The organism is Pelorhabdus sp. sgz311001, from assembly GCF_055901755.1.
In genome coordinates this window covers 196,205-209,440 of record NZ_JBVXUT010000004.1, presented here as the reverse complement: position 1 = coordinate 209,440, position 13,236 = coordinate 196,205, and the positions used below count along the sequence as shown (strand labels likewise).

The 13,236-nt window shown below is 40.0% G+C and carries 9 protein-coding genes; 7 read left to right on the top strand and 2 right to left on the bottom strand.

The features are described from left to right. The first annotated feature begins 287 nt into the window (after positions 1-287). From allB (AC0MXB_RS11980) to allD, 4 genes are all read left to right on the top strand, one after another. Positions 288-1,664 carry an allantoinase AllB gene (gene allB, locus AC0MXB_RS11980; protein WP_474039920.1) on the top strand — a complete coding sequence of 459 codons (1,377 nt, stop codon included), beginning with the start codon at positions 288-290 and terminating at the stop codon, positions 1,662-1,664. A gap of 75 nt (positions 1,665-1,739) precedes the next feature. Further along, positions 1,740-3,092 (top strand): allantoinase AllB, encoded by a 1,353-nt coding sequence (gene allB, locus AC0MXB_RS11975; RefSeq protein ID WP_474039918.1) that lies wholly within the window; start codon positions 1,740-1,742, stop codon positions 3,090-3,092. Between the two features lie 52 nt (positions 3,093-3,144). After that, positions 3,145-4,542 carry an NCS1 family transporter gene (locus AC0MXB_RS11970; RefSeq protein WP_474039917.1) on the top strand — a complete coding sequence of 466 codons (1,398 nt, stop codon included), beginning with the start codon at positions 3,145-3,147 and terminating at the stop codon, positions 4,540-4,542. Between the two features lie 246 nt (positions 4,543-4,788). Further along, a complete protein-coding gene (gene allD / locus AC0MXB_RS11965; RefSeq protein ID WP_474039916.1) occupies positions 4,789-5,868 on the top strand; it encodes an ureidoglycolate dehydrogenase in 1,080 nt (359 codons plus the stop codon). A 50-nt stretch (positions 5,869-5,918) separates the two neighbouring features. Here allD and AC0MXB_RS11960 read toward each other — a convergent pair whose 3' ends face one another. Both AC0MXB_RS11960 and AC0MXB_RS11955 read right to left on the bottom strand, forming a co-directional pair. Next, positions 5,919-6,782: an alpha/beta hydrolase gene (locus tag AC0MXB_RS11960; protein WP_474039915.1), complete on the bottom strand. Its 864-nt coding sequence runs from the start codon at positions 6,780-6,782 to the stop codon at positions 5,919-5,921. Next, complete coding sequence (locus AC0MXB_RS11955; RefSeq protein ID WP_474039914.1) at positions 6,775-8,403, bottom strand: PucR family transcriptional regulator; 1,629 nt, start codon at positions 8,401-8,403, stop codon at positions 6,775-6,777. Before AC0MXB_RS11955 ends, AC0MXB_RS11960 begins: the two co-directional genes overlap by 8 nt. Positions 8,404-8,551: 148 nt before the next feature. Between AC0MXB_RS11955 and AC0MXB_RS11950 the strand changes: the two genes are divergently transcribed. The 3 genes from AC0MXB_RS11950 to allE are packed head-to-tail and all read left to right on the top strand — an operon-like array spanning position 8,552 to position 13,225. Beyond that, positions 8,552-11,551 (top strand): bifunctional FdrA/YlbE family protein, encoded by a 3,000-nt coding sequence (locus tag AC0MXB_RS11950; protein WP_474039913.1) that lies wholly within the window; start codon positions 8,552-8,554, stop codon positions 11,549-11,551. Next, the gene (locus AC0MXB_RS11945; protein ID WP_474039912.1) at positions 11,544-12,416 is read left to right on the top strand and encodes an oxamate carbamoyltransferase subunit AllH family protein; all 873 of its coding nucleotides are present in this window, start codon (positions 11,544-11,546) and stop codon (positions 12,414-12,416) included. Before AC0MXB_RS11950 ends, AC0MXB_RS11945 begins: the two co-directional genes overlap by 8 nt. Positions 12,417-12,439: 23 nt before the next feature. Further along, positions 12,440-13,225: a (S)-ureidoglycine aminohydrolase gene (gene allE / locus AC0MXB_RS11940; RefSeq protein WP_474039911.1), complete on the top strand. Its 786-nt coding sequence runs from the start codon at positions 12,440-12,442 to the stop codon at positions 13,223-13,225. The last annotated feature ends 11 nt before the right edge of the window (positions 13,226-13,236 follow it).

Sequence of the window (13,236 nt, the reverse complement as noted above, 5' to 3'; positions counted from 1 at the left end):
GATTCCGACGAAAATAGTAATTCGCAATTGTGCAATAAATGGTCGTCAGAGTGTGCAATACGCATAGTTGTTTTGTGTTTATTTGCAAATTATGCACTGGTGGAAAAATCGAAAAAATCAGTATAATTAACATGTAAAGGTAACAAATATAGATGCGGAAAAATCGGCATAAGGAAAATCCGATAAACATGTAGAAAGGAGTAAGGGGAATCAAAGTGCTTTACTAGAGAAAGCGCAGTGATCAAAACGGTTTAAGATTGAGCATGTTAATAAGAGGGGGGCTTATAATGTTTAATCTAGTTATTAAAAACGGCAAGGTGGTAACATCAGAGCGAATTTTTGCGGCAAGTATATGTATTAATGACGGCAAAATAGCCGCAATCGTTGAACCAAGTGTTGCTGTCGAAGCAACTGAGGTAATTGACGCTAAGGGGAATTATGTATTCCCTGGCGCCATCGACAGTCATGCACATCTGAACGATCCAGGGTACAACTGGCGGGAAGATTATGCCCATGGTACAGCCGCTGCGGGAGTGGGCGGGTTTACTACCATTGTAGATATGCCGCTGCAGAATGAACCTGCACTTACTGATGAAAAGATTCTAGCAAAGAAGCTTGCCCATGTTTCTTCCAATGCTTATGTGGACTATTGCTTTTGGGGCGGACTTGTAGATTATAATTTTGCAAGCTTAAAAGAACTTGATGCTAAAGGCTGTGTTGCTTTCAAGTCATTCATTGGTCCAGTTTCGCCTGATTATGTATCTCTTTCTATTGGACAAGCAAAAGAAGCTTTGGAGATTTTAAAAAGCGTTGATGCTCGTGCTGGTTTTCATTGTGAAGATTACTCAATTATTAAATGGGAAGAGGAAAGAGCAAAGCGGAAGGCGAAAAATGACTGGAGAGATTTTTTGAATTCAAGACCCGTTATAGCGGAGCTCATTGCAACTCAAAATATTATCAGTCTTGCTAAGGAAATTGGCGCTAAGGTTCATATTTGTCATGTAAGTCATCCGCAAGTGGCGAAGATTATCAGAGATGCCCAACTTGACGGTGTTGACGTTACTGGTGAAACTTGTGGTCATTATCTTACTTTTTCGGAAGACGATGTGATTAAAAATGGCAGCTTATTTAAATGCGCACCGCCACTGAGAGAAACTGCAGCGATAGAAAAAATGTGGGAATATGTAGATAATGGCACATTGAGTTGTATTGGTTCGGATCATTCGCCTTGCGAACTCAGTGAAAAAAGCGAAGAAAAGCATGGTGTATTTGGTGCCTGGGGCGGAATTAGCGGCATTCAAAATACCATGCAGGTCGTATTTAGTGAAGGTGTCGCCAAGCGCGGCTATAGTCCGACCATACTTGCCAGAGCGCTAAGTGAAGGACCGGCAAAGGCATTCGGAATATATGGTAAGAAGGGCGCAATTGAAGTTGGCTTTGATGCGGATTTAGTAATTCTCGACCCGAAAAAGGAATGGGAAATTACACCCGAATCACTTTATTATGTGAATCAAATTTCTGCATTTGTCGGCTTGAAAGGGGTCGGACTTCCTGTATGCACGTTGGTTAGAGGACAGGTTGTGGCCGAAAATGGCAAAGTCGTTGGTCAGAAAGGCTTTGGAAGTTTCGTGAAAAAATTACAGAAAAGTACGCGTTCTAGCTAAGAAGCAGCTTATTTATCATAAGTGATAAGTTTATGATTAAGAATGCAAATATTAGTAGATGAGGAGAGGATTCTCTTGAGTAAGCGTTATGATGTAATCATTCGAAATGGAAATATTGTTTGTCCTGATCAGGTAAAAAAAGCCGATATTGCTGTTTGTGATGAGAAGATTGTAGAAATTGCCGAAGAGATCGCTGGCGATGCAACAGAAATTATTGATGCAGCCGGAAAATATGTATTCCCTGGAACGACTGATGGACATGTACATTTTAATGATCCCGGCAGAACAGAGTGGGAAACAATCGCAACAGGCAGTAGTGCTCTTGCAGCAGGCGGCGGTGTTGCCTATTTTGATATGCCGCTTAATTGTAGTCCCTGTACACTTGACGCGAAAAACTTTAATGCAAAGCTTGCTGTGGCGCAAAGAGACTCGTTAGTTGACTATGGTTTTTGGGGTGGCTTTACTCCTAAAAATTTAAATAAATTTGAAGAGCTTGCCGAGTGCGGCGTAATTGGATTTAAAGCATTCTCTTGCTTTAGCGGTATTGATGAATTTGAGAGAGCCGATGATTATACGGCCCTTGTCGGCATGGAAAAATTAGCGAAGCTAGGGCTACCGCTGATGGTGCATTGTGAGAATGCTGAAATTACGAGAGATTTAACAGCCCTGGCGCTTGCAAATGATCAGACGACCGTGAGAGATTATTTTGCCGCTCGTCCGCCAATTACGGAAATTGAAAATGTTTCGCGTATGATTTCTTTTGCCGAAGAGACCGGTTGTAAACTCATTATTGCCCATATTAGCACAGCAAAAGCTGTTGAGCTTGTTACTCAGGCAAGAAATAGAGGGGTTGACGTATACTGCGAAACAATTGGCCATTATTTAATTCTTACCGATGATGATGTAGAACGGATGGGAACCGTGGCAAAATGTTCGCCGCCGATTCGTGATGCTAAAAATCAAGCGAAAATGTGGGCAAAACTGTTAAATAGCGAAATTGATTTTGTCTCTTCTGACCATTCTCCCTGTGATCCTAAGTTAAAGGATGGAGAATTTTTAAAAGTTTGGGGCGGCATCTCAGCTTGTCAGACGACTCTTTCCGCAATGCTTACGCATGCTTATTATGGTAGAAAAGTTTCGCTTGACGCTATTGCCAAATTGACTTCGCAAAATGTCAATGAGATCTTTAAAATTTCCGGGAAAGGCAAAATTGCAGTCGGCTACGATGCAGATTTTGCCTTAGTAGACTTGAATAAACAAGTGACATTAAAGGCAGAGGATCTTTTCTATAAACACAAGGTAAGTCCGTATGTTGGCGATACCTTCTTGGCTACAGTGACACAAACCATTCTTAGAGGGACAACAATCTTTAAAGATGGAAAAATTGTAGCAAAACCGATGGGTAAACATTTAAGACCTAACTTATAACCCAATATATTATTAGAAATAGGGCAAACATTAAAAAGGAGTTGGGGTGCGTATGTCTACTATATTAGAAAAAAGTGGCACGGAAACGACGCCGGTTCAAGCCAATATGGGCGTGGATGAGTCACTAAATCCGAAAGCGGATGCAAATAGGACAGTAGGTCCCATAGACTATATGTTTATGTGGCTTGGTGACGGCGTCAATTTAGGCAATATGACGCTTGGATCTAGTTTGGTTGTAGCAGGCGTAGCAACATTAAATATTTTTCAAACCTTTGCGGCAGCCATTATAGCAATTGGCATTATTTCTACGGTGTTTACCTTAAACGATCGGCTGGGTTACAAAACCGGCATACCTTATGTTGTACAGCTTAGAATGTCTTTTGGGATTAAAGGCTGCATTGTATCATCACTTTTACGTGGTATTCCTGCTATTATTTGGTATGGATTTCAGAGCTGGATTGGTGGTACGGCCTTAAATGAAATTGCCAAAATTGTTACAGGCGGTAGCTTTGACAATATAGCGATTTGTTTTATCGTGCTGCAATTGGTGCAGATCGTGCTTTCTATGTATGGCTTCCATGCGATTAAATGGGTAGAGTCTATTATATCTACCGTTATTATGCTGGCGCTGCTCTATGTATTTAGCATCTTGATTACCTCTCATAGTGATGTGATTGCAGAAAAGTGGGTTCATGCAAGTGGCACGTGGGGCTTACCGTTCTTTGCTTTTATTATGATGTTTATGGGAAATTATGCAGCTATTTTTTTAAGCGCTGCAGATTACTCAAGAGAACTAAAGACCGGAATTTCAAGTACCAAACGTGGCTTTTTGTACTTCTTACCAATTGTATTAGCCTACGGCTTTGTACTGTGCATTGGTGCAATGCTTGCTGCAACAACAGGAATTTCTAATCCTGTAAAAGCCTTTGCCATCGTGATAAATAACTCGTATATTACATTCTTTGTATCGTCCTTTATAGTTATGGGCGCTGTTGCTGTAAATATGGTTGCTAATATTATTCCGCCAACCTATGTCATTACATTGATTACAAAATTAAAATATAAAGCTGCAGTTACCATAACGGGACTACTTGCTTTAGCTACATGCCCGTGGATTCTTGTAAAGGATTCTTCGGCAGAAGGGCTTGGCATGTTTATCCTTATCTATTCAGCTTTTTTAGGGCCGATTGTGTCTATTTTATTAGTTGAATACTATATTTTGAGAAAGCAAAAAATCGACATTATCGATTTGTATAAGGAAGAAGGCTCTTTTGCCGGCTATAATCCTTGTGCGATCATTGCCATGCTTATTGGCGCCGGTGCTGCTTTCATGAAAGTGGAGCTAGCCTGGATCATTGGTTTTGTTGTGGCAGGCATTTCTTATTACATTCTAATGAAGACTGCCTTTAAAGATTCGAAATTCAAACATGGTACAATCTTTGAAAAATAATTATTAGGTTTCAATAAAACAGCAAAAAACAGAAGTTAACTGATTCAGTTTACAGTTACTTCTGTTTTTGTTTGGCCCTTTTAGGGGAGTATTGTATGATGTTTACTACTTATTTGCTAAAAAATGATAAAATTTACTGGACAATTTATCCTGTATGGATGATGAAAAAGGAAAGAAAGAAAAGTACAATGAATGTAAAGGATCCTGAAAATTCTGACGTAATCAGACTAAAAGGAGTGTTTTATTGTGAGTGATCAAGAAATGGTATTAGTAAGTAAAACGGAATTGCACCAGTTGATCAAGAATAAAGTGATGAAAGCTGGTTTGCCTGAAGACCATGCTCAGGAGTTAGCGAATCATTTGACCTATGCCGATAGCCGCGGGGTACATTCTCATGGCGCTGTGCGCGTTGAATACTATTCAGAGCGAATCGCCAAAGGCGGTAGCAATACAAATCCTAAATTTTCCTTCCGAAAAACCGGTCCTTGCACTGGGATCTATGAAGGGGATAATGCCATAGGAATGGTTGTGGCCAGAAATGGTATGCTTGAAGCCATAAAAATGGCTAAAGAAAATGGTATTGGTTTTGTCGGCATGCGTGAACTCGGACATTGTGGTACTCTTTCTTATTTTCTGAGAATGGCAACTGATGAAAATATGATTGCCCTATCGATGTGTCAGTCCGACCCGATGGTAGTGCCCTATGGCTCGGCCGATCCATACTTTGGGACAAACCCTATTGGCTTTGCCGCTCCTTGTGCGGGCCGTCCTCCGATTGTATTTGATATGGCTACTACTGTAGGCGCTTGGGGCAAAATATTAGATGCTAGGGCCAAAAACAATCCGATCCCTAATACGTGGGCGGTAGATACGAAAGGACATCCTACGACAGATCCTTTTGCTGTTGGCGGTCTTTTAGCTATTGCTGGTTCTAAAGGCTATGGCTTGATGATGATGGTTGATATTTTGTGCGGTTCCTTACTGGGCGTTCCCTTCGGACAGCATGTAAGCTCTATGTATGCTGATCTTTCTGCCGGTCGGGAATTGGGACAAATCCATTTGGTAATCAATCCGGACTACTTTTCGTCCATTGATACCTTTAAAAATAATGTAAGTAAAATGGTAGATGAGCTTCATGTGCTTCGTCCAGCTGCTGGTTTTGATCAAGTGCTGGTTCCTGGCGAGTCTTCAGAAAAGAAGGCCCAGAACTATGAACGCAATGGAATTCCTATAGTAAAGGAAATTTACGATTATCTTGTCAGTGATGATATTCATTACAACCGTTATGAAGGAAAAAGCGCTTTTGCTTCTGACACGTTAGACTAAACAGGAATGAAGGGTCTGCCGCGCTATGTAGTGTGACAGACCCTTTTGGGTTATCCGATTTGATTATGTAACCATTCAAGGATTGAGTCATAAGTTGTTTTTCCTGATGGGTCACTTATATCTCGATCGAAATCGTGAGCTTCTTGGTAGACGGTTATGAGCTGGGACTGGGGAATTTGCCTGCTTAATGTCTTTGTCATTCGATAGGGAACGTCAGGGTCTAGGGTTGCTGCCGCCAAGATTGTCGGTGGGAATTCTTGCAGAATTTCTTCAGTTAAAGAATAGGCAGCTGGATTTTCTTCGCCGCAAAGAGATTTTATCCACGTTCCATCTTGTCTTGCTTTTATATAAAGAGAAAATCTTACATTCATAGGTCCATAGACCACCGGGGTGTCCGAAATGATTTTTTCGATGCTTTCGTCTGAGATGGCTGCCAGTTTATTGTAATATTTGCTGGGGGTGGCGAAAGCGGCTTCGTCAAGGCGGGCATAACCGTATAGGCTGATAAGAGCGCAGGGACGTAAGACGTTAGTTTTTATTAAACGATCACACATCATAAAAGCGAGATATGCTCCGGCAGATCGACCAAATAGCACGTATTGATTATTTTTCAAATCGAATACTTCATCACGGTTATTTAGATAAAAGTAGAGCAGTTCGAAAGTGGAATTTAAAATGATATCTAATTTTGATTCTGGGGCTAAGGGATAATCAAAGGTTAACAAATCATAGCCTGAATTTAGAAATTTATCGATATATATTTGCGGTAGATCATCTCTTACACCGTAAAGCAGGCCGCCACCATGAAAATATAATATGGTTATGTTTTTTCTATCGTTTTTGGCTCGATAGAGATTTATCGCTAATTTAATATTTTGCTTGGTTGTAAAGTTAAATATTTCTGGTTTACTCATCCGTTTTTCTCCCATCAATCAGTTTAAATAATCTTGAAGCGATTTGAATTTGCAGTAGTTCCTCTGGATTTGCAAAGTCGATTCCCAACACATTTTTTATTTTGTCAATTCGATACCGCACTGTTTTGGGATGAAGAAACAGCTTTTCAGCAGTGAGGTTATAGCTTTGGTTAGTGTCCAGAAAGGTCTTTAAAGTCTCGAACAGCAGGGGGGATTCAGATCTGAAATTAGCGATTCGAGGAGAAATAAACTTTTTCAGATCGCCTAAATTATTAGAGTCCAAAAATAACTTGTAAATTCCCAGTTCTTCATAGGGGAGTATTTTATTGGAATTATGGAATAGGCGCAGCACCTTTTGGGTATCGACAACCTCTCTATTGGCCTTGGGAATTCCGGATTTTTCTACTTTAGAGCTGATACTTGCGTAGTAATGAAATTCTTTAAATAGATTATTTTCAACGAAAGAATCCATAATCTTTTCGATGACAGCCGCAGTAAGACCAGAATGCGAACTACTAAAATTGAGAATAAAAACGACTCGATCTTGCTTTTCTAGAAAAACAATATCTTTAAAACTGGCTTTGAATTTGAGGCGGATCTTTCGTAAGGTTTGCGCCATGAGCGGCTTGTTTATATTTTTGGTTTCATCTTGCTGATAGAGTTTTATGAGAATTACTTGATAGTATGGGTGTTTATGTATATTAAGGGACTCTAATACCTCATCAATTGCTTTTTCTTCATAGAGTCTATCATTGAGTAAGTCGCTTAGGATATTGTTTTTTTGCTGAAAGAGATTTTGTGAGATTACATAATTCTTTAGTAATTCCATTTGTAGAAACTTTACGCCATTTTCGATGATCATAAAATCTTCTGAACTGATTTGATCGAGTAGCTCGTGAATCACTAGTTCGTAGTCATCATAGCCGAGATAGGGTATACGGACACGAATTTGTTTACCTACTAACTTAGGCTCCAAGTTATTATAGACTACTTCTTTGCGCTCATATTTAAAATGGACGTATTTTTCTGTGGAAACCTCACTTGTGCCAATAACTGTTACATTGCAAAGTTTGGGATTTGTACTGATTTCAGTTCCCTTGGTAGAATCAATGAGACTCACATCGCGTAAGATCATTTTTTTAAATTCACAGAGAATCTTATCCATGGAAGGCATTTTCAGCGCAAGACTAGTGAGCTCGCTATGTACCTCATAATACTTATTTAACAAATTTAAGTTCTTGTTTACAATGGGACCTAATATCTCAAGGATGATAGTGTCATACTTCACATTTTTGCCAATTTGGATTAAGGGGATTAAATGTTTGTCGCAAAGTTCAATGATTTTATTGGGGATTTGCGGAACGAGTCGATCAATTTTCATGATGATTGCGCTGATGCCGATATTATGGAGTTTTTCAAAGAATACGTCTAATTCACTATCGTTCAAATTTTGCAGGGCAAAAAAACTAGTAAGAATTACCTCACCGGCACGTCCCCAATTGGCGATGTCGGTTGCCTCTAAGATATTGACGCCATTTATTTCGTTGGAAATTCCGTTTTTGCCAGCTATTAATTGTGCGCCACAAAGCGATTTTACTCTTAATATGTCTTTGATATTCAATTTGCTACTCCTTTATCCTCCAAGTATAAAAAAAACGTGATTTTTACGATTTTATACCAATGATAATCCAAAAAAATAATGATATAATAACGGTAATTCATTTGACAAAATATTAACACAATATTAACACAGTAAAGGAGAATTGGAAATGCTATATACAGTAATTAAGAAAAATAGTTATCAAGATTCTATCAATCTTATGTTACTCACGAATTCGATAAATACTCTTGATGGTATCACAAAATGCTCAATTATGATGGGGACTGATGCCAATAAAGATATCCTTAGAAATAGTGGACTTCTTACCGTTGAAGCGGAAAGTGCAGCTCCCAGTGATATGATTATTGCCGTCGAGACAGAAGACGAAACGATTGTTGATCGTGTTCTGAGTGAAACCGATAAATTTTTAAATGATCTTGCTGTTAAACGCAAAGCCAATACGGCTGTAAGCGTAACAAGCATTGATGCAGCACTAGAAGAAATGCCTGACGCAAACTTAGCTCTCTTTTCTATTCCAGGGGAATATGCGGCTGATGAAATCGAAAAAGCACTTGATAAGGGGCTGAATGTTTTTTCGTTCACTGATAATATTTCATTAGAAGATGAAGTGCGACTTAAAAATAAAGCTCATGAAAAAGGCCTTTTATTGATGGGGCCTGACTGCGGTACCGGAATTATTTCTAGTATTCCTATCGCTTTTACGAATGTGGTAAGACCTGGAAATATTGGTATAGTAGGAGCTTCTGGAACGGGGATACAGGAAGTGACGACTATTATTGACCGTCTTGGCGGTGGTGTCGTACATGCTATTGGCACAGGTGGACGAGATTTGAGTGAAGAGGTTAATGCGGTAACTGTTCGCGATGCAATACTTGGACTGGAACTTCATGATCCTACCGATGTTATTGTGGTTATTTCCAAACCGCCAGCGCCGAAAGTTAGAGATGAGATTGTAGAATTGCTACATAGTCTTACAAAACCTGTAGTCGCTATTTTCTTAGGCGAAAAACCAGACCACTATGAGGGCAATGTATATTTGGCTCATACGCTGGAAGAAACGGCGATGATTGCTGTAGATCTTGCTAAGAACAGACCGGTGAAGCCGAATTATATGGAAGACATAAAATATGAAGTGAAAACGCCGCTGGCAAATGATAAGACAGTAAAAGGTTTATATTCCGGCGGCACACTGGCGGCTGAAGCAGCAATGCTGATTACTGAGGCTTTAGGACTTGGTAAATTGATCAAAAAAGAGGGATATATCCTTAATGCTAATGGCTACGAAGTGATGGATTTGGGCGATGATATCTACACACAAGGGAAACCGCATCCGATGATCGACCCAGAGGTTAGAATTAATAAAATCAGAGAATATGCAGCCGGTAAAAATACTGGGATTATACTGCTTGACTGCGTGTTAGGGTATGGTTCACATCCTGATATGGCTGGAGCGTTATCAGAGGCGATCAAAGCAGCCATTGCAACAGCAAAAGCAGATGGTCGGGAGCTCTACTTCGTCGGTTCTGTCTGCGGCACACAGCAGGATCCTCAAAGCTATCAGGACGCTATCGATACTTTGAAGGGCTGCGGTGTACTAGTAGAAGAGAGCAATGCCAAGGCCATAAGACTTGCGCTTAAATTAAAAGGAATTGATTTGAAAGAAGCGGATAAGCACGTAGTAGCAAGTACCGTTGCCAAAAAAGCACTACCTGAAATCAGCGATAGTATTATCGATCTTTTAAATTCTAAACCGCGGATTATCAATATCGGCCTTGCCAGCTTTACCGAATCAATTATGGCCTATGGCGGCAGTTCCGTGCAGTATGATTGGAGACCGGCGGCAGGCGGTAATAAAAAGTTGATCAAAATATTAAATCAGCTTGCCAAAATTGAGGAAATTGAAACAGCCAATCAGGAAGTCATTGGCAAGATGAAAAACTCACAGCCCTTTTTGGTAGATGTAGTGCCAGCAAAATCAGTGATTGAAATCTTAAACGATAAAGTATTACTGCATGCAGGGCCGCCGATTGAATATAAAAACATGACAGGTCCAATGCAGGGGTCTTGTATTGGGGCGGTATTATTCGAAGGCTGGGCAGCTGACGAAACGAGCGCCAGAGAGCTACTAGAACAGGGTGGCGTGAAATTCACACCTTGTCATCATGTAAATGCAGTCGGTCCTATGGGCGGAATTACATCAGGCAACATGCCTGTATTGGTCGTCAAAAATAAACTGGATGGATCGATTGGTTACTGCATTATGAATGAAGGCATCGGAAAAGTACTTCGTTTTGGCGCTTATTCCGAAGAAGTTTTAACAAGATTAAGATGGATGCGTGATTCTTTAGGACCTGTATTATCGAAAGCTTTGCGGCAAAAAGAAGAAGGCTTAAACCTAAATGTACTTATTGCGAAGGCTATTACTATGGGAGATGAGTTCCACCAAAGAAATATTGCGGCTTCTCTGATCTTCCAAAAAGAACTAGCACCGCTGATTACGGAGCTTGACATTGACCAAAAAGAAAAATATACCGTAATTAAGTTTTTAGCAGATACGGATCAGTTTTTCTTAAACATCATGATGGCAGCAAGTAAATCCATTGTAGATTGTGCTAGAAAAACTACGAGTGGAACAGTCGTTACCACAATGGCTAGAAACGGTCAGGATTTCGGCGTAAAAATAAGTGGTATGGGTGACGAATGGTTTACTGCACCAGTAAATACACCAAATGGGCTGTACTTTACCGGCTATTCAGAAGCTGACGCAAATCCCGATATTGGCGACAGTGCCATCACTGAAACAGTGGGGGTTGGCGGCATGGCTATGATTGCTGCTCCTGGCGTTACTAGATTTGTCGGAGCAGGCGGTTTCCATGATGCACTTAAAGTTTCCAATGAAATGGAAAAAATCTGCATTTCCCATAACTCCAACTGGAGTATTCCTACTTGGGATTTCAAGGGGGCGTGTCTGGGAATTGATGCTAGAAAAGTAGTGGAAACCAATATTACGCCGCTAATCAATACGGGCATCGCTCATAAAAACGCAGGAGTCGGTCAGATTGGAGCTGGAACAGTGCGTGCGCCGCTGGCCTGCTTTGAAAAAGCGATCGTTGCTTATGCGAAAAAACTAGGGATAGAAATTGAGTAAAGAACAATGTAAAAAAGATAGAGCGGCGAGGAGCAATCTTTTGCCACTCTATCTGAAAACACATAGAGTGGGTAAGGTGCATAGCAAATTTAATCAGGGTCTCAACGTACAATTTGATGACTTTTTACTATATGTTGGCTGCACTGGCACCCCTCTATCTGTTCTTGGGCTGAATGTAGATGAGGGGCAGCTTAAAAATATACTCAACTCTGTAAAAAGTGATGATATGGTCGTAAACAAAGGGAATCGATTACTTTTTTATAGCGTTGATGGCGTAATCGTGATTGATTATAAAGATCTAGAAGAAATAGATCTAAGGCTTCCAAAAGTAAAATGTACGATAAAAGAACTTGTTGATACTAAGCTGTATAAGTATTTGACAAATATGGATTTAGAGAAAAATATAGGGCTCTATTTAGATGAAAGAACTCGCAAGCAAGTAGAATTGTTGTTATATTCCGATAAAACTGATATGAAATTAAATTCTACAATTATAAAATTTTTTGTTGGCAGGGGGAAAGGATTGACGCCAAGCGGTGATGATATCCTTCTCGGTTTTACATTGGCGCTTCTAAACTTTGATCATTACCAGGAATGGCAACAAGTTCTTGCAGCAGAGGTTACTAAGGAAAGAACAACGCTGGTCAGCGTGGCTTATCTTAACGCGTTACTGCAAGGGTATGTAAGCGAGTACTTTATAAAACTGGTAGAAATGCTTGATGATGCAGCGTCTGCTGAGATAGAAAAAGCAGTCAAAGCAGTACAGTCATTTGGTCATACTTCAGGCAATGATACATTGTTTGGCTTCTTCGTAGGACTGAAATTTTTAATTCATCAGTTGCCAGTACTACCGTGTAAAAAGTAAAAAAATAGATAAGGAGATTCGTTATGAGCTATCTTAATAATGTTACAGGATACAGAAAAGACCTTTTAATAAATCGATCAGTGATCAAGAAAGACAACTATGCACTGATTGAACCGGATGGTTTAGTTAAAAATACTCTTCCAGGTTTTGAAAATTGCGATATCACGATTCTTAGCTCTCCCAAGCTAGGTGCTAGTTTTGTTGACTATCTTGTTACGATTTGCGCTGATGGCAAAAATGAACTCGGTTTTGGCGAAGCGGGAATTGAAACTTTATTTTATGTGTTAGAAGGCAGCCTAGCTGTTAAAGCTGGAGAAGAAGCTTATTCTTTAACAAAGGGTGGATTTGTTTATTGTCCTCCCGGAACGAAACTCTATTTTCAGAACAAAAGCGGTGAAGTAGTAAAAGCATTCATGTATAAACGTGTTTATACGCCACTAGATGGTTATGAGCCTTATATCGTTACAGGCAATACGGAATCTATGGAATGGGTTAATTATGAAGGCATGGAAGATGTTTTAGTGAAAGACTTCTTGCCAAAAGATTTGGCCTTTGATTGTAATTTCCATATTCTTAGTTTCAAACCTGGCGCTTCCCATGGCTATGTGGAAACACATGTGCAGGAACATGGTGCCTATTGTTTGAGCGGACAGGGAATGTATAATCTGAATAATGACTGGATTCCTGTTCAAAAAGGAGATTATATTTTTATGGGCGCCTATTGTTTGCAAGCCTGCTATGCTGTGGGGCGCGACGAGAACTTTGCCTATGTTTATTCCAAAGATTGCAATCGTGATGTGATACTGTAAAGAGGAGAATA

What these genes read in the sequence shown, in the direction of transcription:
- AC0MXB_RS11960 (WP_474039915.1), bottom strand. Translation starts at nt 6,782, where the DNA reads ATGAGTAAACCAGAAATATTTAACTTTACAACCAAGCAAAATATTAAA.
- allB (WP_474039920.1), top strand. Translation starts at nt 288, where the DNA reads ATGTTTAATCTAGTTATTAAAAACGGCAAGGTGGTAACATCAGAGCGA.
- AC0MXB_RS11970 (WP_474039917.1), top strand. Translation starts at nt 3,145, where the DNA reads ATGTCTACTATATTAGAAAAAAGTGGCACGGAAACGACGCCGGTTCAA.
- allE (WP_474039911.1), top strand. Translation starts at nt 12,440, where the DNA reads ATGAGCTATCTTAATAATGTTACAGGATACAGAAAAGACCTTTTAATA.
- AC0MXB_RS11950 (WP_474039913.1), top strand. Translation starts at nt 8,552, where the DNA reads ATGCTATATACAGTAATTAAGAAAAATAGTTATCAAGATTCTATCAAT.